At 44.5% G+C, this 23,331-nt stretch carries 22 protein-coding genes and 1 pseudogene; 10 read left to right on the forward strand and 13 right to left on the reverse strand.

Going from position 1 to position 23,331, the window contains the following annotated elements:
* Nucleotides 1-28: 28 nt before the first annotated feature.
* On the reverse strand, nucleotides 29-1,264 hold the full coding sequence (locus ACO0KW_RS05255) for a DUF2863 family protein (protein WP_423051312.1): 1,236 nt from the start codon (nucleotides 1,262-1,264) through the stop codon (nucleotides 29-31).
* A gap of 102 nt (nucleotides 1,265-1,366) precedes the next feature.
* Nucleotides 1,367-2,059, reverse strand: a complete 693-nt coding sequence (locus ACO0KW_RS05260) for a glutathione binding-like protein (protein ID WP_423051314.1) — start codon at nucleotides 2,057-2,059, stop codon at nucleotides 1,367-1,369.
* A 364-nt stretch (nucleotides 2,060-2,423) separates the two neighbouring features.
* Between ACO0KW_RS05260 and ACO0KW_RS05265 the strand changes: the two genes are divergently transcribed.
* From ACO0KW_RS05265 to ACO0KW_RS05275, 3 genes are all read left to right on the forward strand, one after another.
* Nucleotides 2,424-2,846 carry a BlaI/MecI/CopY family transcriptional regulator gene (locus ACO0KW_RS05265; protein WP_423051316.1) on the forward strand — a complete coding sequence of 141 codons (423 nt, stop codon included), beginning with the start codon at nucleotides 2,424-2,426 and terminating at the stop codon, nucleotides 2,844-2,846.
* Nucleotides 2,836-4,299 carry a TonB family protein gene (locus ACO0KW_RS05270; protein WP_423051318.1) on the forward strand — a complete coding sequence of 488 codons (1,464 nt, stop codon included), beginning with the start codon at nucleotides 2,836-2,838 and terminating at the stop codon, nucleotides 4,297-4,299. Before ACO0KW_RS05265 ends, ACO0KW_RS05270 begins: the two co-directional genes overlap by 11 nt.
* 76 nt (nucleotides 4,300-4,375) lie before the next feature.
* Nucleotides 4,376-5,212 carry a hypothetical protein gene (locus ACO0KW_RS05275; RefSeq protein WP_423051320.1) on the forward strand — a complete coding sequence of 279 codons (837 nt, stop codon included), beginning with the start codon at nucleotides 4,376-4,378 and terminating at the stop codon, nucleotides 5,210-5,212.
* A 191-nt stretch (nucleotides 5,213-5,403) separates the two neighbouring features.
* On the opposite strand, the pseudogene ACO0KW_RS05280 reads toward ACO0KW_RS05275, so the two are convergent.
* Nucleotides 5,404-5,736 (reverse strand): annotated as a pseudogene (locus ACO0KW_RS05280) (HAD hydrolase family protein); the annotation flags it as partial.
* Between the two features lie 217 nt (nucleotides 5,737-5,953).
* On the opposite strand from ACO0KW_RS05280, the gene ACO0KW_RS05285 reads away from it, so the two are divergent.
* From ACO0KW_RS05285 to ACO0KW_RS05295, 3 genes are all read left to right on the forward strand, one after another.
* Nucleotides 5,954-6,484, forward strand: coding sequence for an EF-hand domain-containing protein (locus tag ACO0KW_RS05285; RefSeq protein ID WP_423051322.1), 531 nt, complete (start codon nucleotides 5,954-5,956; stop codon nucleotides 6,482-6,484).
* 433 nt (nucleotides 6,485-6,917) lie between these two features.
* Nucleotides 6,918-7,616: a response regulator gene (locus ACO0KW_RS05290; RefSeq protein WP_423051324.1), complete on the forward strand. Its 699-nt coding sequence runs from the start codon at nucleotides 6,918-6,920 to the stop codon at nucleotides 7,614-7,616.
* Nucleotides 7,617-7,619: 3 nt separating this feature from the next.
* On the forward strand, nucleotides 7,620-9,020 hold the full coding sequence (locus ACO0KW_RS05295; RefSeq protein ID WP_423051326.1) for an ATP-binding protein: 1,401 nt from the start codon (nucleotides 7,620-7,622) through the stop codon (nucleotides 9,018-9,020).
* 241 nt (nucleotides 9,021-9,261) lie between these two features.
* Here the strand turns inward: ACO0KW_RS05295 and serB are convergent, their stop codons facing one another.
* Together serB and mfd are read right to left on the reverse strand one after the other, a co-directional pair.
* Nucleotides 9,262-10,119 carry a phosphoserine phosphatase SerB gene (gene serB / locus ACO0KW_RS05300; RefSeq protein ID WP_423051328.1) on the reverse strand — a complete coding sequence of 286 codons (858 nt, stop codon included), beginning with the start codon at nucleotides 10,117-10,119 and terminating at the stop codon, nucleotides 9,262-9,264.
* Between the two features lie 30 nt (nucleotides 10,120-10,149).
* Nucleotides 10,150-13,569: a transcription-repair coupling factor gene (gene mfd / locus ACO0KW_RS05305; protein WP_423051330.1), complete on the reverse strand. Its 3,420-nt coding sequence runs from the start codon at nucleotides 13,567-13,569 to the stop codon at nucleotides 10,150-10,152.
* Nucleotides 13,570-13,698: 129 nt separating this feature from the next.
* Here mfd and ispD point away from each other — a divergent pair, with 129 nt between their 5' ends.
* From ispD to ACO0KW_RS05320, 3 genes are all read left to right on the forward strand, one after another.
* On the forward strand, nucleotides 13,699-14,445 hold the full coding sequence (gene ispD / locus ACO0KW_RS05310) for a 2-C-methyl-D-erythritol 4-phosphate cytidylyltransferase (RefSeq protein ID WP_423051332.1): 747 nt from the start codon (nucleotides 13,699-13,701) through the stop codon (nucleotides 14,443-14,445).
* The gene (gene ispF, locus ACO0KW_RS05315) at nucleotides 14,442-14,960 is read left to right on the forward strand and encodes a 2-C-methyl-D-erythritol 2,4-cyclodiphosphate synthase (protein WP_423051334.1); all 519 of its coding nucleotides are present in this window, start codon (nucleotides 14,442-14,444) and stop codon (nucleotides 14,958-14,960) included. Before ispD ends, ispF begins: the two co-directional genes overlap by 4 nt.
* 86 nt (nucleotides 14,961-15,046) lie before the next feature.
* A complete protein-coding gene (locus ACO0KW_RS05320) occupies nucleotides 15,047-15,319 on the forward strand; it encodes a DUF4404 family protein (protein ID WP_423051336.1) in 273 nt (90 codons plus the stop codon).
* 70 nt (nucleotides 15,320-15,389) lie between these two features.
* Here the strand turns inward: ACO0KW_RS05320 and ACO0KW_RS05325 are convergent, their stop codons facing one another.
* The 8 genes from ACO0KW_RS05325 to ACO0KW_RS05360 form a co-directional block, all read right to left on the reverse strand.
* Nucleotides 15,390-16,163, reverse strand: coding sequence for a peptidyl-prolyl cis-trans isomerase (locus ACO0KW_RS05325; RefSeq protein ID WP_423051338.1), 774 nt, complete (start codon nucleotides 16,161-16,163; stop codon nucleotides 15,390-15,392).
* A 51-nt stretch (nucleotides 16,164-16,214) separates the two neighbouring features.
* Nucleotides 16,215-16,490, reverse strand: coding sequence for a BolA family protein (locus ACO0KW_RS05330; RefSeq protein WP_423051340.1), 276 nt, complete (start codon nucleotides 16,488-16,490; stop codon nucleotides 16,215-16,217).
* Complete coding sequence (locus ACO0KW_RS05335) at nucleotides 16,487-17,107, reverse strand: septation protein A (protein ID WP_423051342.1); 621 nt, start codon at nucleotides 17,105-17,107, stop codon at nucleotides 16,487-16,489. The genes ACO0KW_RS05330 and ACO0KW_RS05335 overlap by 4 nt, the downstream gene beginning before the upstream one ends.
* Before the next feature lie 4 nt (nucleotides 17,108-17,111).
* Nucleotides 17,112-17,507 (reverse strand): peptide-methionine (R)-S-oxide reductase MsrB, encoded by a 396-nt coding sequence (gene msrB / locus ACO0KW_RS05340; RefSeq protein ID WP_423051344.1) that lies wholly within the window; start codon nucleotides 17,505-17,507, stop codon nucleotides 17,112-17,114.
* Between the two features lie 48 nt (nucleotides 17,508-17,555).
* The gene (locus tag ACO0KW_RS05345) at nucleotides 17,556-19,043 is read right to left on the reverse strand and encodes a protein adenylyltransferase SelO (protein WP_423051346.1); all 1,488 of its coding nucleotides are present in this window, start codon (nucleotides 19,041-19,043) and stop codon (nucleotides 17,556-17,558) included.
* Nucleotides 19,044-19,164: 121 nt separating this feature from the next.
* Nucleotides 19,165-20,967, reverse strand: coding sequence for a chemotaxis protein CheA (locus tag ACO0KW_RS05350; RefSeq protein WP_423051348.1), 1,803 nt, complete (start codon nucleotides 20,965-20,967; stop codon nucleotides 19,165-19,167).
* The gene (locus tag ACO0KW_RS05355; protein WP_423051350.1) at nucleotides 20,968-21,708 is read right to left on the reverse strand and encodes a protein phosphatase CheZ; all 741 of its coding nucleotides are present in this window, start codon (nucleotides 21,706-21,708) and stop codon (nucleotides 20,968-20,970) included.
* Nucleotides 21,709-21,931: 223 nt separating this feature from the next.
* Complete coding sequence (locus ACO0KW_RS05360) at nucleotides 21,932-22,378, reverse strand: putative toxin-antitoxin system toxin component, PIN family (RefSeq protein WP_423051352.1); 447 nt, start codon at nucleotides 22,376-22,378, stop codon at nucleotides 21,932-21,934.
* Between the two features lie 126 nt (nucleotides 22,379-22,504).
* On the opposite strand from ACO0KW_RS05360, the gene yaaA reads away from it, so the two are divergent.
* Nucleotides 22,505-23,281, forward strand: a complete 777-nt coding sequence (yaaA, locus tag ACO0KW_RS05365; protein ID WP_423051354.1) for a peroxide stress protein YaaA — start codon at nucleotides 22,505-22,507, stop codon at nucleotides 23,279-23,281.
* The last annotated feature ends 50 nt before the right edge of the window (nucleotides 23,282-23,331 follow it).

The following is a 23,331-nucleotide window of genomic DNA, read 5'->3' on the forward strand; positions in this document are numbered from 1 at the left end:
GTGCTTTAAAAAAGCCACGCAAAGCACATTAATGTAAGTGCACAGATCCTTCCGGCGGGGCATCGTCAGGCATCTCTGGATGCACTAAGTCACCTTCCGCATCGGCATACAGCGGCGCTTGGCAATCCTCACAGAATTCCATTCCAAAGATATCTTCCAAAATTTGAATTTGGCTGATACCGCTTTCCTTCAATAAGGTAGGAATTTCACCTTCGCGTTCATCCATCGTGGAAATCGACGGTCCGACCAAGGCATTGAGTTCATCTTCTTGCTGATACAGGGGCCAGATCACGCCATAAATGACTTCTGGTGCTTTCTTGAGAGTGAATCCAACCCGGATTTCATCGACTTGCCCAGGATGTGTTTCAGGACCAAATCGACCCAAAATAGCACTCAAGTCGCTGGCATCGACATTCAAGGTTTGGCACAAATAAAATACGGTGGCGCGGATAGAAATCGGACGCACCAAAATATCGGCCTCACGGCACGCAGAGTAGTACGACTCTGGCAAAAGAAATTCAAATCCACACCCGGGCAACAGATGTGCGATATCTGCATGGGCTCTTTGCTTCCAAAGTAATAGAGTGGCTTCTTTAGCCTTCGCAATATCAAAAGGTGACGGAGTCATTTGCCACTGAAACACGGGGGCGTTACTCGGTGCCAAAACCACACCTAGCAAGTAGCGGCTATCTGCTAAGAATGGCACGGTCTTCGGTAATTCTTTAGGTGCTACGATGGCTTTGTTTTGTAGGAAATTTTGCGCCGTATGATGCAGTAGTTCATTGATAGTGCAATGATCTTGTGGCAATTGATCAATGGAATACAGCGTCGGCAATAGACATACTTGCACACCTTTACATAGCAGAGACTCACGCCAACTCGTGGTCAAAGTTTTTAATATCGGGGCAGGGATGTTGCCTGAGGCAATATCAAAACGGCTCCATGCCAATATCGGTGCGGCCACCAAAATGATATCGTAGTCGCTCTCGCCGTCTTTGATTTGCCCTGAAGTGGCGATCGATTCAATGGCTTCTATTAAGACTTCGTAGGCATCTGGTTGATTCGTAAAGACATGTTCTGCTGCTGCATCCAGAATACTTTGGTGCCTACCTTCCAAATTTTTGGCAATCATGGCATCCAGTAAAGACTGCCAGTCATGATCTTCGAGGCGGCTACCAGCTTGGGATACGGCCAGAGACAGGTTGGCAATGCGCAATGCATCACCAGCTAATTTTTGTATTTTCTTTTTAGGTGCGCGTCGCATATTGTGATCATTTTCTTGAGAGATATTTTGTGCTGGCGCAATGACAAAAGTTAAGTTCAGAAACCGAATAAATACATGAACTTACCTAACTCTAGTGTATCTCTATTTTTTTGCATATTGCGTCTTACCAAACAAAATATCTTTTGCTTTGGGATCGGTCAACGGCTTTTTGTGGTCAGCTAACACGCTTAGTGCTCTTTGCACAGCAGGTCGTGCATGAATTTTGTCAAACCAAAGTTTGGTGTGTGGATAATCTTCCCAATTGACTCCCTGATTTGCAGCAGAACGCGCCCATGGAAAGCAGGCTATGTCGGCTATCGTATAATTCTCTCCCGTCAAGTAGGCTTGATGTACTAATTGTTTTTCCAACACTCGATAGAGGCGATTGGCTTCGTTTGTATAACGATCATATGCATAGTCAATCTTCTCCGGCGCATAAATTCTGAAATGATGCGCCTGGCCCAACATGGGGCCAAATCCTCCAACTTGAAACATTAACCACTGTAATGTCTCAAATTTTTCGCGGTCAGTTTTCCCTAAAAATTGTCCAGCTTTACTGGCAAGGTAAACCAGTATCGCGCCAGACTCAAATAATGCTATTGGTTTTCCATTCGGGCCATCCGCATCCACAATCGCAGGAATTTTATTGTTGGGTGATATGGCTAAAAAGTCCGGCGTGAATTGCGCTCCTGCACCAATATCGATGGGAATCGCACGATAGCTAAAGCCACATTCTTCCAACATGATGTGGACCTTATGACCGTTCGGTGTAGGCCATGAATAGACATCGATCATTAAAAAACTCCCAGGATAAGTAGCTGAATAGATGAATTCGTATTGCGATTGTTTTGCATTGATTTTGTGTTGACGTTGGTCCCGAACTTTGTCTTGGCGTTGTACTGACGAGTATTCAGTATCTGATCCGAATACAGATTGATTATATCCTGAGCCACCGAATACATAGATAAGGTTTCCTTCAAAAGACCGCCCCGAGTTTTGCTGATTACCGCAATCTACAAACGCCTATTGAGATCGTTTAATTTCAGGAAAACCACTTTGTATTCAAAAACAACAATTCAAAATACAATGAAAAAGATCTAGACATATTGATCTAGATCTTTTAATCTAGACCAATCAATCTACTTCAATCCTTATCGACATGAATAAGAAACCTTTGCCAATCAGTGAAAAAACGAGTGAAAAATCTAGCCCACCAAAGCCAACTGCAGCGGAGATGGAGTTAATGCGATTGTTGTGGGTACTTGGTCCAGCTACGGCGAAGCAAGTACATGAAGCGGCGATAAAAGAACGCCCAGATCTCGCTTATGCATCCGTTTTACGTATGCTGCAAGTGATGCATACCAAAGGCCAATTGCATCGAAATGAGAGCCAAAGAGCCCATGTTTATTCCGTAGTGGTAGAGCAAGATACCTTGCAGACAAATCTTGTTAAAGATTTGATTCACAAAGCCTTTTCTGGCTCGGCTAAAGCCTTGGTCCTGGCAGCTTTACGTTCGCATGTAAGCAAAGAGGAACGTGAAGAAATTCAGAAGTTTTTGCATGGAGATGAAAATGAGCATTGATCTCAACAACGCCGTGATTTCTACAATCAACGCGATAGGCTGGGCTTTAATTCATTTTGTATGGCAAGGAACTTTAATCGCGGTGATTATTGCAGCTCTGTTACTTTTTTGCCGAAACGCGCGAGCACAAACACGTTATCTCATTGGCTGTCTCGGTTTGATTTTCTGTCTCTTAATTCCGGTTTGGCAAGTCGGTCAAGCGTTGCACTTGAGAGCAGAATTGGTTGATGGATTTGCGAGTGTCGGCGCCCAACAATGGACGCTCGTCCGAGATTCAAGGCTACACGATATGGGCAGTTGGCTCCAGATAAATATCCACAATATTGTTCTGTGTTGGGCGCTTGTCGTGGGCCTTTTAGGTCTGCGCTTAAGCTTAGGTTTGTGGTGGTTGCGCGGTTATAGTCACGGACAGCGCAGTACGGTCAGCGCCCATTGGCAACAACAAGTCAATCGCTTAGCGCAAGGCTTTGCATTGCCAAATCGCGTGATGCTTAGAGTCGTTCAAGACTTACAAAGCCCGATCACCATAGGCTGGCTGCGGCCAATGATTTTGGTACCCGCATCCTTGATTACGGGAATGGCACCAGCGCACTTAGAAGCACTATTGGCGCACGAATTGGCGCATATATCGCGTTACGATTACCTGGTGAATTTTATTCAGAATGTCATTGAAATGTTTTTGTTCTTCCACCCGGCAGTCTGGTGGATTTCAAAGAAAATCCGTAATGAAAGAGAAAATATTGCGGATGATTTAGCCGCAAGCATGCTCGGCGAACCGCGGCGTCTGGCACTTGCTTTACAAGAATTGGAACTACTCCAATTCACCACCCCTCAACTCGCCCAAGCGGCACATGGAGGAAATCTTATGTCCAGAATCAAACGTTTAATACGTCCAGAAGTACAAAGCATTAATTGGAGATCCGCGGTCACAGCAGTCGGTATTGCAGCGGCTTGCGTCGGCTTAGCTGCGAATGCGTCAATTTCAACCTTGACCCAACAAAACCAATCAACTACACAAAATCGTATTGTGGCAACACCAATTGGATCAATGTCCGAGACAGATTCGAACGAGTCGCTGCTTGAATCGAATGTGTCCGGCGATCAGACTTCACAAGTCGTACCGGAGTCAAAATCTTCAAAAAACAAAGGGCAAAATAGCAAAGATGTGACAAAGGATGCCCGGGTTAACTTTATGAAGGCAGGATGCATGCCAGAATATCCTCGCGAAGCATTGCGCAATGAAGCTCAAGGTATGTCTCGACTTTCTGTCCTTTTATCAGCTAAAGGGCGTATTGAACAAGTTAATGTTGAAAAATCCAGCGGTTTTCCCTTGTTGGATGATGCCGTGAAGAACCAACTTCTTTCAGGTAAATGTACAGGTAAACCGGGAACACTTAACGGTAAGCCTCAAGCAAGCAAAATACAAGTTGACTATGTTTGGAAATTGGATTAAGCCCTTTTGAATTCACCGGGTGCTCTTCACTTAGGGTATCCGGTAACAATAAAACAAACTTAGGATTGGATTGTCCTTGAAAAAAATAGTAAACCGGATCGGTATGTTCATTGTAGCTATGACTTTCTTGACTGCTTGTACAAGTGTTAAGACACAAGTAGTGGACATGGAATGTGGACCTTGGATTTTTGGTATAGCCAAGGCGTCTTCTTCTGATAAACAGTTCGTGCCAGAAGGCTGGGCCTTAGACGCAAAGACAGAATGTTTGAAAACAGGCTATGCCAAAAAATTTGATGAATACGATCCGCCAGTCGATGATAAATATGTCTATCGCATGCAAGAAACTAGCGAAAAGCGAAGAGCTGTGCGAGACGTGCTTACTTTACAGTCTGGTGGTAGGGCAGAGCGCACCGATGGGGAACACAAAATTCCGAAAGAGGTATTTCAGTCGAAGTTGCGCAGCGCGCATTATGATTTTGAGTTTGATGCCAACAGTAAATGGGAAGCAGGTGCCTCGCCATCTCCTCTGTATCAAGTCTTTGCGAAAAATCGTGAGGGGCAGGCGGCGCTTTTCATCAGTGTCTATGACGCAAATCCATTCTTGATTTGGTCCGATAGTCGAGATTCTATGTACGTGCGTTTGCGTGACGAATTAGCCTACTCAGATATAACCAGAATTAATGAAACGACTTTTCAAAATTTTGAAGGGTTTCAAGTAGAAATTCGTGGACGAGATAAGAATGCAGCGCCTTTGCATTATTTATCGACACAAATCCGTATAGGTAAAAAAGTTCTCTATTTGACGACTTGGTGCTTTGAGGAAGACTATGAAAAAAATGAGCAAGAGTTTCATATGATCGCAAATTCTTTGCGTATGCAGCCGCGATTCTTGACATCGTTAAATGGCGAGTAATGGTTTTGTTTTGATATGGATAGAGTTCTAAATATACATATTTATTAAATTCCGTAGGGCGGGTACAACCCGCGCCGTAGATCATTCTTAACGATTCATCGTTCAAGTATTTGCTCACGCGTCAAATAGGCATTGCGACATTTTGAGAATTCTGGCGGCGCTGGTTGTACCCACCCTACAAATTTTACTAGCTAGCCCGTCAAAATATTTAATACACCATCCAATCCAACAAAATTCAAAGCGACATTAGCTTGCGTACGCACCACCGGTTTGGCGCGGAAAGCAAGCGATAGTCTAGCGATGCCTATCATTTTCAAATCATTCGCACCGTCGCCCATGACGATAGTTTGTTGCGGGCTGATATCGAGCTCGGCACATACTTTTTCAATCATCCGTTTCTTTTAATCGGCATTTACGATGGTGTCAACGACTTTGCCAGTCAGTTGGTCGTCAACAATTTCGAGTACGTTGGCACGGGTGTTATCGAGATTGAGACGTGATTTCATTCTGTCGGTGAAGATGCTTCTAAGCCTTTCAGCAAACCATCTCGACCCATCGAATACCTTGAAATTCAATTTCGCCATGCCGTCAATCTACTTCACCAACGGAAAGTCTACTGGATAAGTCGTTTATTCTTTACACGGTTTTACATAAAATGGAATTCAGTGTCCGAACTGTCTGCCGATAACAATACTATGAACCCAGCGTCATGGGGAAGCAGATCAACTTAAGGAGGTCAATATGTCTATGTCAATTACCGCGAGCGGAAACGGAAATATACAAGGTTTTGAACCATCAAGGATGGCAACTAAGATCGCATCGAAAATGATGAGTGATCTAGATCCCAATAATTCTGGGAGTGTTACCAAAGAGACGTTTATCTCAACTTTAACGGCAAAAGGTATATCTTCTGCCGATGCCACGAAGATTTACGATTCCATCGATACAAATAAGACAGGTAGCATCACAAAATCCGATATCGAGTCGGCAATCAAGAGTGGTAGCCTCAAGCCCCCTGCTGGTGGCCCCCCTGGCGGAGCAGGGAGCCCACAAGGATCTGGTTCTGCTGAAGGTCCAGGCAAAAATGGTGGTATGGATGGTGCCAAGCAGGCAGGGTCGAGTGCGACTTCCAAAACCTACGAAGCCGCAGATACAAATCAGGACGGAACAGTATCAGCCGTAGAAGCCTTACTTTATTCCTTGAAGAGTGAATCACCTGAAAATAAGCCAGCAAAGGATGCGCTAGGTAAAAATATTGATACTTCGGCATAAGACAGGGTAAAAGCTCGCGTAACCAGGCATCGTTGACTCGACGTTCATGGTATGAAGGCGACTTGTACGGTTTGATGACCGCAATTTTGTAAGAAGCTCATGATTCAGACCGGTTTGCAGTTCGGGTTAAATAATTGATATGCAATAGCTGTGCAGATAGGTCGTGCCTTAGTAAATTTAGGTAAAAATTGGCGACATAGTCTTGTAAATGGGCGCAATTTTAATATCATTACATGTTGATTTTTTGAATGACTCTTTAGAAGAGCGCCTTCGCTATTTTGATTTTTCAGGAATGTCGAAATAAATCTATTCCGATCTTTCGCAGTTTTGAATATTCCAGGCATCCTTAATCTCAAGCCTTGATAGGGGCTTCTGCTTAAATTTGTCATTCCGTTTTTAGTAAGTAGCTCGGCAAATTAAAAAGTATCATCTTATGGCGAAAGTTTTGTTGATCGATGACGATGTGGAGCTCATGGACATGCTCAAGGAGTATCTTGAACGCGAGGCTTTTGACGTCGTCGTAGTTGAGGATGGTGCCGCCGGTGTGATTGAAGCTTTGTCTGGTAAGTATGAGATTGCCGTGCTCGATGTCATGATGCCTCGCCTGTCTGGCATCGAATCACTTAGACAAATTCGCGCTAAAAGTAATATGCCTATATTAATGCTCACCGCAAAAGGCGATGATGCGGACAGGATTGTCGGACTTGAACTTGGCGCGGATGACTATGTTCCCAAGCCATGCACACCACGCGAACTTACCGCGCGCATTCGTGCCATCTTACGTCGCACGCAACAATTAGTTGGTGCGACAAATTCTGACGAGACGTTGAAACCTATCTCCGTTGGCGCGCTTTCAATGTACCCGGAACAACGTCGTGCAGATTGGGCAGGTAAAGAACTTGAACTCACTAGCACTGAATTTAATCTATTAGAAATGCTGGCACGAAATGTCGGTCACCCAGTCAGTAAAAATGCACTTTCAGAAATAGGTCTTGGCCGACCTTTGGCGCGCTTTGATCGCAATATTGATGTTCACTTAAGTAGTCTGCGACAGAAACTGGGGGTGCTATCAGACGGCCGCTCGTGTATACAAACTGTCTATCGACTCGGTTATCAATATATTCGGGAGTGAGTGTTGGGGCGCTTATTTTGGAAATTTTTCTTCTTTATTTTGCTGGCACAGTTGCTAGCGGCGGTTTCAATTGGAAGTACATTTTGGTTGAAAGAACGCAATCAAGATCAAACTGGTACTGTAATCGACAGAGCGCCTCCGGCAATTTTCATGGTTAGCGCAGCGGCTTCTACGCTTAAATATGGCGGGATAGCTGCATTGCAAAACCTGATTAGAAGTGAGAAGGGGCTTCATCAAATTTACGCAGTCGATGAGCAAGGTCGTGAGTTATTAGGGCGTGAAGTTAATGTAAAAATGATTGGTGAGCTCAACGGCATCCTCGGTCAAAACAGCACAGAACACGCGGCTCGTGAATTGAAGATAGCTGGGGGACACTCTTACATATTATTTGTAGCTTCAAAAAAATTGGCTCACGATAAAACGTCGATGCATTCCTTGGACAAAGGTCCTTTGTTTAGAGCGGATGGACCACCGTCGCTGCAAGATTATCCTTTGATGCTTGTACTTCCTCAGTTAGCAGCAGTGATCGCTAGCTTGATCTTTGCCGCTCTTCTTGCTTGGTATTTTTCAAAGCCGATACGCAATCTCCGTGCGGCCTTTGGCGCGATAGCGAAAGGAGATTTCGACACAAAAGTTGCGCCTAGGATGGGCACTCGACGTGATGAGTTAGCAAATCTGGGACGCGACTTTGACAATATGGCTGCGCAGTTACGGGCTTTAATGGAAGGACAAAGACGATTGCTACACGATGTTTCTCATGAATTACGTTCTCCGCTGGCGCGAATGCAGGTAGCAATTGGTCTCGCACATCAGCAGCCTGATAAGTTAGAGTCTTCAATGGAACGCATAGAGCGTGAAAGCGTGAGAATGGACAAGTTGGTGGGAGAACTTTTAACCTTGTCCAGGCTCGAAGCTGGTGTTAAGACATCGTTGAATGTTGATATTGATATCGACGAGATGCTTATGGAGATTATAGAAAATGCGCAATTCGAAGCCGAAACCAAAAATTGCAAGGTTGAAATAGTAGGCAATTGCAAAGTTCTGCTCAATGGGCAGCCCGAACTCATTTACAGTGCAATTGAAAATGTCTTGCGCAACGCAGTTAGATTTACAGCGGTAAATACTAACGTCCTACTTGAATCACGCGTTGATGAAATCCAGCAGCAGTGGTTTTTTTCCGTGTTAGACGATGGACCCGGCGTTTCGGAGCAAGATCTGCAAGCAATCTTCGAACCCTTCTTCCGATGTGACGACAGCATGATAAATGCAGATGGTCATGGATTAGGATTGGCTATTGCACGACGAGTAGTAACGATGTGTGGGGGCTCAATCTCGGCAACCAACCGGAGTGAAGGTGGATTGCGTATTAACATTTCTTTGCCAATTAAGCTTTTAAAACATTAAGGTGAAAATAGAGGCTTTAATTTTTTAGGCATATGTGTTATTTCTTGCTTTGCTTTGCCACGATCACTTGTCTACTCATTTCAGCTCTGACAAAAAGACATAGTTGTGATGTGTCGCTAGAAGTGCGGCTCCGGCGAAGCCAACTTGAGCACAAAAAAATTGCCATTCAGTGTCAACTAAACGGCAAAATCTCGCGCTAATTTTTGTATTTGTTTCTATCTCTAAGTTTAGACTTTTAAAGTTATGAGGAGTAAAGCAAATTTAAAACGCCATCCAGTCCCACAAAATTCAAAGCGACATTGGCTTGTGCTCGCACCACAGGCTTGGCGCGGAACGCCACCGACAATCCGGCAATCCCCATCATTTTCAAATCATTTGCACCATCACCCATCACGATCGCCTGTTGCGTGCTAATGCTAAGCTCTGCGCAAATTTTTTCAACCGTGCGTTTTTTTTCATCAGCATCAACGATGGTGCCGATGACTTTACCAGTCAATTTATCATCGACGACTTCGAGCACGTTGGCGTGTGTGTAGTCGAGATTTAAGCGTGACTTCATTCGGTCTGTGAAGAAGGTAAATCCACCTGATACTAATAAGGTTTTCATACCAGCTTGTTGAACTTGCTTAAGCATGTTCTCCGCGCCAAGTGATAATTGTAGACGTTGATCATAGACTTTTTGCAGGGCGGATGCGTCTAATCCCTTCAGTAAGCCAACGCGACGAATTAAGCTTTCTTGAAACTCAATTTCACCGCGCATTGCCGCTTCAGTGATTTCTGCGACTTGCGGTTTTAGGCCCTGCATATCGGCGATTTCGTCTATGCATTCTATGGTGATTAAAGTCGAATCCATGTCCATCGCGACCAGCTTGAAGTCACTGAGTTGATGTTGTGATCCATGATAAACGTCAAGCTTCGCGACTAAGCATTGCTCTTGAATTTCTTGCAGGATCTTAGCGTCGCATTGTACGTTTTCCAGACGAATTGCATTGGTATTAATCGGTACGATTTTTTCCGCGCGTGACATTTGCGCGATGCTTTGTATCGTTGCCGCTTGTTGTGTTAAAACAGCATTTAAGCTTTGTATGATTAAATTCATGTTCTGCATGTTAAATGTAATTTCGGATGATTAGTGTAGCGCTTTCATCGTGCTCTTAATCTGGGCAACACGTGCTGCCAGATCGGGCATGTTGGCGCTGATACGTAACTTATCTTGTCCGTTCAGTTTGATGTGTTTGTTTTTCTGAACCAATTCGATAATGCGCATCGCATCAATTGGTGGTTGCGGTTCAAATTGCAGGGTTGCGGCCTCACTATGCGCATCAATTTTGATGATGCCCAGCGGCTTGGCGGCAACGCGCAATCGGTGTGTTTCTAAGAGTGATTTGACCGGCTCTGGTAATTTGCCGAAGCGATCTATCATCTCTTCTTGTAAATCATCAATGGCATCAAGCTTGTTGCAATTTGCCAAACGCTTATAGATCGATAGGCGCTCGTGAACATCACCACAGAAATCGCTGGGTAAGAGAGCAGGGATGTGTAAATTAATTTCGGTTGTGCTGGAAAGTGGGGCTGCTAGATCTGGTTCTTTGCCATTTTTCAGGCTGCGTACGGCTTCGCTTAACATATCGGAATACATCTGGAAGCCAATCTCATGCATTTCACCCGATTGATTGTCACCAAGGACTTCACCCGCGCCACGGATTTCTAGATCGTGCATCGCCAAGTAGAATCCGCTGCCGAGCTCTTCCATTTGCTGGATCGCTTCCAAACGGCGATTCGCTTGCTTAGTTAAACCCTGCACATCATGTACCAGTAAGTATGCATAGGCTTGATGATGCGAACGTCCAACGCGACCACGTAATTGATGCAATTGCGCTAAACCGAATTTATCGGCTCTATGCATGATGATGGTGTTGGCAGTTGGGACGTCAATACCAGTTTCAATAATCGTCGTGCACAGCAAAATGTTATAGCGTTGTGCAACGAAATCACGCATGACTTTTTCTAAGTCGCGTTCATTCATCTGGCCATGACCGACCGCGATGCGGGCTTCTGGCAGCAAGGCTTCCAGCATGGCTTTGCGGTTCTCGATCGTCTCGACTTCATTGTGCAAGAAATAAACTTGACCGCCGCGTTTGAGTTCACGTAAGCACGCTTCACGGATCACGGAATCGCCTTCACTGCGCACGAATGTTTTAATCGCTAAACGTTTTTGTGGCGCAGTCGCGATGATCGAGAAGTCGCGCAATCCTTCTAGCGCCATGCCCAATGTACGTGGAATCGGCGTCGCGGTTAAAGTCAATACATCAACCTCCGCTCGCAAGGCTTTCAGCGTTTCTTTTTGACGCACACCGAAACGATGTTCTTCGTCGATAATAACCAAACCGAGGCGCGAGAATTTCACGTCATCGGATAAAAGTTTGTGCGTACCGATCACTATATCGACAGTGCCGTCGCCCATGCCTTTTATGGCTTGCGCAATTTCTTTGCCGCTCCTGAAACGTGATAACTCCGCAATCTTCACTGGCCAATTGGCGAAGCGATCGGTGAAAGTTTGCGCGTGTTGTTCGGCAAGTAGTGTAGTTGGTGCGAGAATGGCGACTTGCTTGCCACCCATGACCGCAACGAAGGCGGCTCGCAAAGCGACTTCAGTTTTGCCAAAGCCAACATCGCCGCAAATCAATCTATCCATCGGTTTGCCGGAGGTCATGTCACCAATCACTGCCGTGATTGCCGCTGCCTGATCAGGCGTTTCATCAAAGCCAAAGCTATCAGCGAACGCCGCGTAGTCGTGCGCAGAATATTCAAATGCATGACCCTGACGCAAAGCGCGGCGAGCGTACAGATTGAGTAATTCTGCGGCCGTATCGCGGATTTGTTGAGCGGCTTTGCGTTTAGCTTTTTCCCACTGACCCGAGCCTAACGCATGCAAAGGCGCGTCGTCTGGTGATGCGCCGGAATAACGTGAAATCACGTGCAGCTGTGATACCGGTACGTATAGCTTAGTGTCTTTCGCGTATTCCAAATGCAGAAATTCGGTTTCGCCTTCGCCCAGATCCATGTTGATGAGACCCATGTAGCGGCCGATACCATGATTGCTGTGGACGACAGGATCACCAATTTTTAATTCTGATAAGTCGCGCACCATGTGCTCAACTTGCGTTACTGCTTCTTGCTTCTTGCGACCTATGCGTTTGCCAGAGCCAGCGTACAACTCGGTTTCCGTGATGAATGCGATGTCTTGCGCTTGAAAACCAGCGTGTAAAGGCGCGACACCCAAGACTAGTTTGGGGCTGCTGGTGATGAAGTCGGTGTAGTCTTCAGTGATGCTGATTTCTAGATCAAAATCACGAAAATACTGCTGCAAAGTTTCGCGACGGCCGGCTGTTTCTGCGCAGATGAAAACGCGTTTATCGGTTTGTAATAAATACGAACGCAAATTCGTCAGAGGATCATCGGCTCGACGATTGACTGCGATATCCGGCAAAAAACTGGAAACTTCAGATGCCGCACCACCATTTTGTACGATCCAACGGGATTCAGATTTCAGCGTCGCAAAAAAATCTTCATCACGTAAAAAGATCGTTTCTGGCGGCAGTACAGGGCGTTCTCTGTCGGATTTTAAAAACTGATAGCGTGAGCGCGTGTCGGTCCAAAAGCGTTGTATTGCTTCCTCGATATCACCGATCAAAACGTAATGTGTGTTTTGCGGTAGATAATCGAAAAGTGTCGCTGTCGACTCAAAAAATAGAGGGAGGTAATATTCAATACCAGCCGAAGCGATGCCGTTACCTATATCTTTGTAGACGGTGGAACGTGAAGGATCGCCTTCAAATTGTTCGCGCCAACGATTACGGAATGCGCTGCGACCTGCCTCATCCATAGGGAATTCACGGCCTGGTAGCAGTCGGACTTCTTTGACCGGATACAACGAGCGTTGTGTATCTGCGTCGAAGGTACGTATGGTTTCTATGCTATCGCCAAACAGGTCAAGGCGATAAGGAAGGACCGAACCCATTGGGAATAAATCAATCAAACCACCGCGCACCGAATACTCACCCGGTGACATGACTTGTGAGACATGGGTGTAGCCCGCCAGCGTCAATTGCGTTTTGAGTTTGGCTTCGTTAAGGGTTTCACCGACTTTAAAGAAGAAGGTGTAAGCCGCTAAGAAAGACGGTGGTGCCATACGCACTAAGGCTGTAGTCGCGGGAACGATTAAGACGTCGCAGTTGCCACTATTTATTTCATATAGGGTCGCCAGACGCTCTGATACCAAATCCTGATGCGGCGAAAATGCGTCATACGGCAATGTTTCCCAATCTGGTAACAAATGACAGCGCAAATCAGGTGCGAACCATGGCAATTCACTGAGCAATCGTTGTGCGTCAGCCGGACTAGCGACGAAGATGGTCAAGAATCTTTGCTCGGCTTTTAATGCTGCAGCAGCTTGCGCGATGGCATAGGCGTCGGCCGAGCCATGGGTCGACGGCAACACGAATCGGTGACCAGCTTTGGGTAGCGCTTTGATGAAATCGAAAGACATTAGATGTAAAGCAAGGAGTTCTGCAAATTCTTGCTAAACAGTCTGGAAAAAGCCCAGGAGCAAGAATTGGCGGTTAAAATGAAGATCAATTATAAACGATGCGCAAGCCTAGCTATTTATATCCTTGAAATGACCCAACAATCTTCCCACTTATCCGATTTGCCCCACAAGTTACAAGGGGGAAATCCAAATGGTGTAAAGCCAAAATATATTGCCTTGATTCCTGCAGCTGGGGTCGGTGCTCGTATGGCGGCCAATGTGCCTAAGCAATATTTAGAATTGGTAGGAAGAAGCGTTCTTCAAAGAACCGTTGATTGTTTTCTGAATTGTCCACAAATTGATCAGATTTTTGTGGTGGTCAGTGTTGAAGATGCTTTTATTGACGAAGCTTTAGCTGAGCACAAAAAGCTGACGGTGCTTAATTGTGGCGGTGCTACGCGTCGTGATACCGTACAAAATGGCTTAGATGTGATACGCAATTTCAGTCATTATCAAGACCACGATCATATTCTGGTGCATGACGCGGCACGCCCAGGTTTGACTCCCGCGTTGGTAAGTAAGTTGATCGAGGCGGTCGGGGACGATGTGAACGGTGGTTTGTTGGCATTGCCGGTGGTGGATACCGTAAAGCGAATTATTGCGGGGCAGGTAGAAACGATCGATAGAACAAATTTGTGGCTCGCGCAGACACCACAGATGTTTAGTTTGGGGTTATTGTCGCGTGCGCTGGAAATGGCAATCGTGGTGACTGACGAAGCCAGTGCTATTGAAACAATAGGATATAGGCCTAAATTAGTTGAAGGTGCAATGCGCAATCTTAAACTGACAGTGCCTGAAGATTTGGAATTTTTGAAGTTATTTTTTAAAGAATTATGAGCACAAATGAAAAAAAACAGTCCGTTACGTTGCCTTTGCCATTTCGAATCGGCCAAGGTTACGATTGTCATGCCTTGGTTGAAGGGCGCAAATTAATCATTGGAGGCGTCGATATTCCCCATAAAACTGGTTTGTTAGGGCACTCTGACGCGGATGTTTTATTGCATGCAATTACCGATGCACTTCTCGGCGCTGCTGCGCTTGGAGATATTGGTAAATTGTTTCCAGATACAGATGCTAAATTTGCCGGTGCAGATTCTCGTATTTTACTGAGGGAAGCGATTGCCCGTGTCCATGCGACTGGCTATGTTTTGGGGAATCTGGATGCTACCATCATTGCCCAACAACCCAAGATGGCACCGCATATTCCCAACATGGTTCAATATATTGCCGAGGATTTGCAGGTGACATCGATGCAAGTCAATATCAAAGCAAAGACCAATGAGAAATTAGGTTACTTAGGACGAGAAGAAGGTATTGCTGCGGAAGCGGTAGCCTTACTTTTCAAAGCTTAGTGCTACACTGAATTGGATCGTAATGCGGAAACTAGGGTAGTCGTGGTAACCGTAAAATTGTGATTGTAAGAATTAAGGAGAAAAGTATGAAACGCGATATGTTAAAAGGTTTGCTCAAACAATTACAAGATGGCTTACACAGCACCGAGCAGGTTGATGCTGAGATGAAAACTTTGCTACACAATCTGCATCAGGATATTGAAACTGTCTTAGCTAAGGAAGAAAGCCCAGATGATCCTTTGTATGTCGCCTTGAGTGATCGATCGCGCGCTATTTACGCCAAATTTGCCAGCAAACATCCGAAGCTGGAGCCTGCCTTACGTGAGCTAGGGAGTATGTTGGAGAAAATGGGCGTCTAAGGATTTCACGCATCATAAAAAAAGACGCTCGTAAGCGTCTTTTTTTATGGGTAAAGCGAGTGACTTAAAATTACTTAATCGCTGCTTTTTTGATCAAAGACTGTTGGTAAGCCTGAACTTTTTCCTGTACCAGACTTTCACCGATCTGCTGCTTAACTTCTTCCAGGGTAGGCAGTTTCAAAGGGCGTACGTCATCCAGTTTGATAATGTGGAATCCAACTTCTGTTTTGACTGGGGTTTCCGTGAATTGACCTTTTTTCAAAGACGTCAACGCAGTTGCAAACGCTGGTGGAACATTAGCTTGGGAAACCCAATCCAGATCGCCGCCTTTGCCGGCAGAGCCAGTATCTTTAGATTGCTTCGCTAATTCTTCGAACTTAGCGCCACCTTTTAATTTGGAAATGATGGCTTTGGCATCATCTTCTTTTTCTACCAAGATATGGAAAGGATGGAATTCATTATCACCGTTTTGTGCTTTCCATTTGTCGTAAGCTGCTTTGATATCGGCTTCGGATACTGGATTTTTTTCAACATGTGCACGCATCAATGATTGAATCAAAATTTGCTGACGAGCCATTTCGATTTGCAATTTCACATCTTCGCTCTTAGAGAAGCCAGCTTTCTCTGCTTCCTGCAACAATACTTCTGTACCAACCAAACGGTCCTTAATCATAGCGCGCAATTGTGGCGTGTCTTTTTGACCTTGTGCCAAAGCTTGCTTTACAAATGGTTCTGCTTTTGAAGCAGGGATTGCTTTTCCATTGACCGTTGCCAAAGTCTGCGCCATCGCAGGGAATGCGGTTACTAGAAGTACAACCAGCAAATGAGCGGGTTTAAAAGTCATTATCTGTTCCTAAAATACAAAGTAAGTACAACAAAAACGGTTAATAAAATGTTATTTTGGTGATTCAGAAGGACTTAACGCATGGATAACAAGTGCATGTATTTCCGTATGCATTAAATCGCCAACGGCATCATACACTAGTCGGTGGCGGGAAATACGATTTAAGCCTTCAAATTTATCGCTCATAATTGTAACAGTAAAATGTCCTGCACCACCTGCAGCGCCAGCGTGGCCTCTATGTGCAGCAGAATCATCTTTCAACTCACAGAAGTCTGGTTTTAAAGCTGCGTGCAGTCTTTGTTGGATTCGTTGAATACGGTCGCTCATTGTGGGTCCTGAATATGCTTTGCGAGGAAAAAACTTTGCAAAATTAGAAATGCCGGTAAAGCACCAATGGAGTACAACTTAAAGCTAACCCAAGTGCTTTGCGGAAAATTAAACGCCACATAAATATTGAGGATCCCCATGCTGATGAAATAAACCGCCCATATCAAATTAAGCTTACGCCAAATATCATCTGGCATGATGATTTGCCCGCCCATAGCCACTTTTAACAGATTTTTCTTAAAGAATAAATCACTGATCAAGAATGAAATGCCATAACACCAATAAATAATGGTTGGTTTCCATTTGATGAAGGCGTCATTTTGAAAATAGATGGTTGCGCTACCGAATACGGTAATGATGAAAAATGATATCCACAGCATCGCATCAACTTTTTTCTTGGAGATTAAGAGATAGCCGATTTGAACCACCGATGCGACGATTGCAAGTGCTGTCGCCAAAAGAATTGGCGCTTGTTCTAAGCTTATTCCATTGCCTGCAGTGAATTGTGAAAGTACTTGGTTGGCTATTTGTTGCGAAGTTTCGGCATTTCTTTCACCCCATTTGTAGGTAATAAAGAAAAAAATGACGGGGAATACATCAAACAAAAATTTCATCATGGTGTTAGTTTTTTGCCTTAAATTTGAGTGAAGCCGAATTAATGCAGTATCGCAAGCGGGTTGGTGCTGGCCCGTCGGGAAATACATGACCTAAATGAGCGTCGCAGATATTACACACTATTTCAATACGCGTCATGCCATGTGAGTGATCTGCAATTTCTCTCACGTTTTCAGGATTCAATGTTTTAAAGTAGCTGGGCCAACCGCAGCCCGAATCAAACTTAGCATCCGATTCGAATAAGGGCGTATCGCAACAAACACAAGTGTAAATGCCAATCTCGTGGTGATCCCAAAATTGGCCAGTGAATGCTCGTTCAGTGGCGGCATGCCGCGTTACCTGATATTCCATGTCGCTTAGTTGATGACGCCATTCGGCATCTGTTTTTTTGATTTTGTTCATAGTTGATGGTCGAAGTATGCAGTGAAATACGAAAAAGTTCTACGGGGTTTAAGAAGAGCAGCTAACCGATAGTTGACCTGCCCAATCTGGTGGCAATTGAGCATATTGGTCGAATTCAGGTTGATCAGCGAAAGGATTTACTAATATTTTCAAAAGTTTCTCAATTTCGCTAAAGTCTTTTTGCTCAGCCTTTTCGATGGCCTGTTGTGCCAGATAGTTTCGCAAAATATACTTTGGATTGACTTGATTCATCCGCAGCTGACGTTCTACATCATTTGAATTTTCCTGCTGTAAACGCAAACGATAACGCTCCAACCAGATATCCAAGCCAGCTCTGTCAAGAAATAAATCTCGTAGAGCATTGTCGTTGGTGCTGGGTTGATGCTTAATCTGACTCAAATTTCTAAAAGCGAGGGTGAAATCCGTTCGCGTACTAGCCATTAAATCTAAGTACTCAGCGAATAATTCATCATCATCGGGGATCTGGTCGAGTAAACCGAATTTTTGCCGCATCAGCTTATGGTAGTGAACCTCATAATGTTCAACATAATGCGATAAAGCTTCTTGTGTAGATTCTACATCACCAATTAAAGGCAATAGAGCTTGCGCTAGTGCATGACAATTCCATTGTCCGATTCGTGGCTGCATCTGATACGAATAACGTCCCTGACTATCACTATGATTGCAAATATGGGTTGGGTCAAATCCATCCATGAATCCAAATGGTCCATAATCCAATGTCAGACCAAGAATTGACATATTGTCTGTATTCAAAACGCCGTGCATAAATCCCACAGATTGCCAATGCGCAACTAATTGGGCGGTTTTGATGACGACGTGTTTCAATAGAGACTGATAAGAATGTTCAGTATTCTGTAGTTGTGGATAATAGTGCTGAATTACGAAGTCAGCCAATTGCTGCAATTGCGCGGGTTTTTCATGGTAATACCAATGCTCAAATGATCCGAAACGAATAAAGCTTGGCGCCGTTCGTGTAACAACTGCCGTTTTCTCGGGCATTTCACGCATCGTATATTGATCTGAACCAGTAATGCAAAGTGCACGTGAAGTGGGGATGCCGAGTCCAGCCATCGCTTCTGAACACAAGAACTCACGCACTGACGAGCGCAATACAGCGCGCCCATCGCCCATGCGAGAGTAGGGCGTCATGCCAGCTCCCTTAAGTTGAATTTCATGTCGTTCATTTGTCTGGCGTAGAGCGAGATCGCCGAGCAAAATGGCACGACCGTCACCTAATTGACCTGCCCAAATTCCAAACTGATGGCCTGAGTATACGGCTGCTAACGGACAGCTACTTGAATGAACCCGATTGCCACTAAATATTTCGACAAATTCCGGCTCTTTAATTTGTTCATCACTGATGTTGAAGGCACGTAACATAGCAGGGCTAGCTGCAACTAAGTATGGCGATTTTATTGGGCTTGGATGTAATGTTGTGAAGAATGGTGATCCTAATTTAGCAAAGCAATTTTGAAAATTAAGGGTGTTTTGAACTTGTGAATCAGATTGGCTCATGGGGAGGTGCGATGCCGCGACAGATATTGGATCACTATTTTGACAGAGAACCGGGATTCATGTTGAAACGGCGGCAGACTGCAAAGTCCGCCGCCGTTTGACGACTGCATATCGTGACGTATTATGTGCCGTGTCGCTCAACGACTTTGCAGCCATCGAGTAAGAATGACAAACTAATCACCAATACCAATTCACCTTCTGCAGAACGCGCAGTTCCGGTAATACCTGGCGTCGATATGCAGGTTAATGGTTTGATCACCAAGTCAGAAGTACCATCAACAGAGTCTACAGAAATGATATAAGGATTAGGTGCGGCAATCACGATGCCGACGCGCTCTGTGCTCTTTTCATAACCTAATACCTGACCAAGTGAGCGGATTGGTAATGGCCTACCTAAGTCACGTAACACTGGTTGTCCACCAACACTTTCAAAAGTTTCTGGCAACTCCACAACACGCTGCACAGTTGACATCGGCAATGCTAATGAAGCACCAGCGGTACGCACTAACATGGTTGGAACGATCGATAATTCGATAGGTAGGCGAATAATGAAAGTCGTGCCTTTGCCCAACTGTGAATTGATGCGGATAGCGCCACGATGCCGTTCAACGGCGGTCTTTACAACGTCCATCCCTACACCACGACCAGATACACTTGACGCGACTTCTTTGGTCGAGAAGCCAGGTAAGAAGACTAATTGGAATGCTTCATCATCAGTGCGTGCTTCATGTGCATTAATCAGGCCTTTGGAAATTGCCTTTTCACGCAGACGATTGGCATCCATACCTTTGCCATCATCTGTCACTTCAATCATGACACTGCTAGCTTCTTGCCATGCTTTTAACAAAATTTTTGCGCGTGCTGGTTTTGTCGTAGCAGCACGTTCGTCTGCTGATTCAATACCATGATCTAAAGAATTGCGGAGCATGTGAACTAAGGGGTCATACAAGCTATCAACAACAACGCGATCAACTTCAGTCTCTGCGCCGGAGATTTCAAGGTCGACTTCCTTGCCTAAGTCTTTTGCTAATTCACGAATTAAACGCGGAAATTTTTGGAACAGACGACCAACCGGCTGCATGCGTGTTGCTAACGTCGCGCGTTGAAGTTCTGTTGAATAGCGTGATGCACGATTCAAAGTTTCTGTCAGTGCAGACATTAGCGGAGCAGCGTCACCATCGAATGGAAATTGCGATAGCTTTTCCAATAAAACTGCTGCTTGGTTGGCTGCTTGCACAGACTCCCCTGCGACTTCTAACAATACGTCCAGCTTAACCGCGTCGATACGAATACTTTCTTCCTTGACTGGCGCGTTTTGCTTGATTTCATTGCTTGCCAAAGAAGTCTTGACCGCTTCCTGCTCTTGTTTGACAACAGGATTAAGTGGAACCACATCAGGCAATGTTCCAGCTGGCACTACAGCGCGGTAATAGGCATCCCAAGGCACCTCGCCTTCAACGACGGGTGCTACTGGTTCCGTAGTCGTGGCAACTGGTTGATGTGAGGCCGCCGTCTTCGGCGCCGGTTTGTTTGAGGTCGATTTTCCATCTATTGCGTCGTTCAGCAATTGCTCAAGTGCCGCAGGCATCGTCGATAATTGATCAGGATTCGTGCCATTTGACAGCGCAGTCAATTGATCAGAAACGAAGCCACTCGCTTCAAGCGCCGCTTCTATAGCAATAGGAGTGACTGGGGACTTCCCCGTGCGTAATGCGTCAAATAAATTCTCAGTCAAATGGCAGGCTGAAACCATTGCTGTCAAATTCATGAAACCTGCGCCACCTTTAATGGTGTGAAAGGATCTAAACACAGCGTTGAGGGTATTCATATCCTCAGGGTTTTTTTGTAGTGAGAGCAAATGCTCTTCTACATTAACCGCTAAATCTAAGGCCTCAACGACAAATTCTTTGAGCATGTCATCCATTTAGAAACCCAGACTATCAAGTAGGTTATCTACATCGTCCTGCTCTAATGCAGCATTTGGAACGGACGGTCCTTCCATCAATTCAATGGCCTTTTCTTTCAGTTCGAGTGGTGCATTGTCGAGCAATATTTGTGCTAATTCTTGTTCGACTGATTGCGTAATTACTAAAACTTTTTTGATGAGTTGCCCAGTTAAATCCTGAAAATCCTGTGCCATCATAATATCTAACAGGCGTGCCTTCTCAGCATCGGTCGAAGCTAATACCTTATTCGCAAACGATTTTGAATCAGATGCCAATAGTTTGAATTCGTCAACACTCATTTTTCCACTAAACAGCGTTGACCAACGCTGATCAATGTCTTTGGCATTTTTTGCTAAAACATCTTGTTCGGGGATTCCAACATCGGTTGCGTTAAGCACCTTGTTTGCAGCTTGTTCTGTTAATGTCGCTACATACTCTAATCGTCCTTGAGCATCGGAAATTTGCGATGCCACATCGGAAAGTGAGCGGTCATAACCAAGTTCGCGCATCGAATCGTGCATCATACGGACTAGATTTCCAAGCCGATCAAACATCGGTTTCGAAGCTTGTTCTCCGTCTTTGCTCAACGACATTTTATTGTGAGAATTTTCTACAGTAGGCTCTGAAATTGCCGTTGCAGCAACCGAAGCTGCACCTACATCTCTTTGATTGGACATCTCTTCAAACAATGCATCTAGATCATCTGCGGAATCTGTCATAATCTTTTTCTCTCCTAATTGCCGGTCGTTGGGTACGAACCTAATTTAAATGCTGTTGTTATTGATAACAAAATATTGGTGTGTATTCTATGGGAAAATTCATTACTTATATAAATGTAATTTTATTGAAATATTTACCTGTAGAAACCGCCCTTGCATGTTGTAAGGATAACCCTGAGCAACAAAATTTGTCATCACTTTATTGTGCATTTAATGAATTTAGTTACAAAGCTTGCGCTTTTGCAACTAGGCGTGCGGTAAATTTTTCGGGCGTTTCAATAATAAATAGGTTCAAGTTCTGCATTTTTCTTGCCAATTTCAATAATGCCTTATCTTTTGTGATCAATATATCTGCGCCAGCGTCACGAGATATTTCCAAAAATTTTTGATCATCTTTATCGCTGCATGTCGGAAGCTTAATGGATTTCTCTGGTTGATTTTCCACTGAAATGAACTCGTCAAAAGTTGATACAATCTGCGCGCGATTACTATCGTCGACTGGTAGATGTGGATAGTGCAGTACCGCGAGCCACTCATTTCGACAATCTTCTCTAGTGATAGCGATTAATTCTTTGTCGCATAAAGCCTTTAAAATAACTTGCCAGCGGGGATCTCTAAAAGCGAATAGATCTAAACAAACGTTCGTATCCAAAACTATTTTTGTAGGCATATTGTGAACCTCAAAGCGTTAATGTTGCATTAACGAATATTGGGCATCCTTTCTTCATGTGTTCGTTGCGATTTGACCGGACATCCATAGTGTCTTAATTTTTTTAATCAATTTTTATTCCATTTTATGTTGATACTGCTGTCTCCTGCAAAAAGCTTGGATTTCACCACGCCCGCTGTCGTTAAAAGTTCTACTCAGATTCAATTTTCGCAGGAGGTTGATTATCTCGCGGGAATTGCTTCGCAACTGTCTTCATCAGATTTGCAAAGAATGATGAAGATTTCTCCTGAATTAGCTCTATTAAACGTAGAGCGGTTTGCTCAATTGACAAATGCAAGTAAGGAAAAGATTGAACGACAAGCCGTATTTATGTTTGATGGTGATGTTTACAGTGGCTTACAGGCGAGGTTGATGTCAAAAAAAGAAATCAACTATCTGCAAAAAAATCTGCGCATCCTATCCGGATTGTATGGTTTATTGCGCCCTCTGGATATGATTAATGCTTATCGATTAGAGATGGGAACTGGGCTAAAAACAGCAGCCGGCAATAATTTGTACGCTTATTGGTCGGAAAAGCTTACTGCATCAGTCATTCGCGAGCTCGAACAAACAAAGTCAAAGTTTTTGGTGAATTTAGCCTCGGAAGAATATGCCAAAGCAATTAAGTTGAAATCATTACCTGTGCCAGTCATTCAGCCTGTATTCCAAGATTATTCCGCTGGCAAGTTCAAAGTTGTGTCGTTTTTTGCAAAGAAGGCGAGAGGCAGTATGGTGCGTTATTGCGCCACAAACCAAATCAAAAAAGCTGCGGATCTAAAAAAATTCAACGATGACGGTTACGTTTATGTTGAAGAGGAATCCGATGCCTGCCATTGGATATTTCGACGCAAAATGGCTGTATAAAATACGAAAGCCTCAAACTACGTGAGTTTGAGGCTTTTTGGGCTAACCAC

The sequence above is a fragment of the Undibacterium sp. Ji22W genome (assembly GCF_049340305.1).
Lineage (GTDB): Bacteria > Pseudomonadota > Gammaproteobacteria > Burkholderiales > Burkholderiaceae_D > Undibacterium.

What these genes read in the sequence shown, in the direction of transcription:
- ACO0KW_RS05255 (WP_423051312.1), bottom strand. Translation starts at nt 1,264, where the DNA reads ATGCGACGCGCACCTAAAAAGAAAATACAAAAATTAGCTGGTGATGCA.
- ACO0KW_RS05260 (WP_423051314.1), bottom strand. Translation starts at nt 2,059, where the DNA reads ATGATCGATGTCTATTCATGGCCTACACCGAACGGTCATAAGGTCCAC.
- ACO0KW_RS05265 (WP_423051316.1), top strand. Translation starts at nt 2,424, where the DNA reads ATGAATAAGAAACCTTTGCCAATCAGTGAAAAAACGAGTGAAAAATCT.
- ACO0KW_RS05270 (WP_423051318.1), top strand. Translation starts at nt 2,836, where the DNA reads ATGAGCATTGATCTCAACAACGCCGTGATTTCTACAATCAACGCGATA.
- ACO0KW_RS05285 (WP_423051322.1), top strand. Translation starts at nt 5,954, where the DNA reads ATGTCTATGTCAATTACCGCGAGCGGAAACGGAAATATACAAGGTTTT.
- ACO0KW_RS05290 (WP_423051324.1), top strand. Translation starts at nt 6,918, where the DNA reads ATGGCGAAAGTTTTGTTGATCGATGACGATGTGGAGCTCATGGACATG.
- serB (WP_423051328.1), bottom strand. Translation starts at nt 10,119, where the DNA reads ATGAATTTAATCATACAAAGCTTAAATGCTGTTTTAACACAACAAGCG.
- mfd (WP_423051330.1), bottom strand. Translation starts at nt 13,569, where the DNA reads ATGTCTTTCGATTTCATCAAAGCGCTACCCAAAGCTGGTCACCGATTC.
- ispD (WP_423051332.1), top strand. Translation starts at nt 13,699, where the DNA reads ATGACCCAACAATCTTCCCACTTATCCGATTTGCCCCACAAGTTACAA.
- ispF (WP_423051334.1), top strand. Translation starts at nt 14,442, where the DNA reads ATGAGCACAAATGAAAAAAAACAGTCCGTTACGTTGCCTTTGCCATTT.
- ACO0KW_RS05320 (WP_423051336.1), top strand. Translation starts at nt 15,047, where the DNA reads ATGAAACGCGATATGTTAAAAGGTTTGCTCAAACAATTACAAGATGGC.
- ACO0KW_RS05325 (WP_423051338.1), bottom strand. Translation starts at nt 16,163, where the DNA reads ATGACTTTTAAACCCGCTCATTTGCTGGTTGTACTTCTAGTAACCGCA.
- ACO0KW_RS05330 (WP_423051340.1), bottom strand. Translation starts at nt 16,490, where the DNA reads ATGAGCGACCGTATTCAACGAATCCAACAAAGACTGCACGCAGCTTTA.
- ACO0KW_RS05335 (WP_423051342.1), bottom strand. Translation starts at nt 17,107, where the DNA reads ATGATGAAATTTTTGTTTGATGTATTCCCCGTCATTTTTTTCTTTATT.
- msrB (WP_423051344.1), bottom strand. Translation starts at nt 17,507, where the DNA reads ATGAACAAAATCAAAAAAACAGATGCCGAATGGCGTCATCAACTAAGC.
- ACO0KW_RS05345 (WP_423051346.1), bottom strand. Translation starts at nt 19,043, where the DNA reads ATGAGCCAATCTGATTCACAAGTTCAAAACACCCTTAATTTTCAAAAT.
- ACO0KW_RS05350 (WP_423051348.1), bottom strand. Translation starts at nt 20,967, where the DNA reads ATGGATGACATGCTCAAAGAATTTGTCGTTGAGGCCTTAGATTTAGCG.
- ACO0KW_RS05355 (WP_423051350.1), bottom strand. Translation starts at nt 21,708, where the DNA reads ATGACAGATTCCGCAGATGATCTAGATGCATTGTTTGAAGAGATGTCC.
- ACO0KW_RS05360 (WP_423051352.1), bottom strand. Translation starts at nt 22,378, where the DNA reads ATGCCTACAAAAATAGTTTTGGATACGAACGTTTGTTTAGATCTATTC.
- yaaA (WP_423051354.1), top strand. Translation starts at nt 22,505, where the DNA reads ATGTTGATACTGCTGTCTCCTGCAAAAAGCTTGGATTTCACCACGCCC.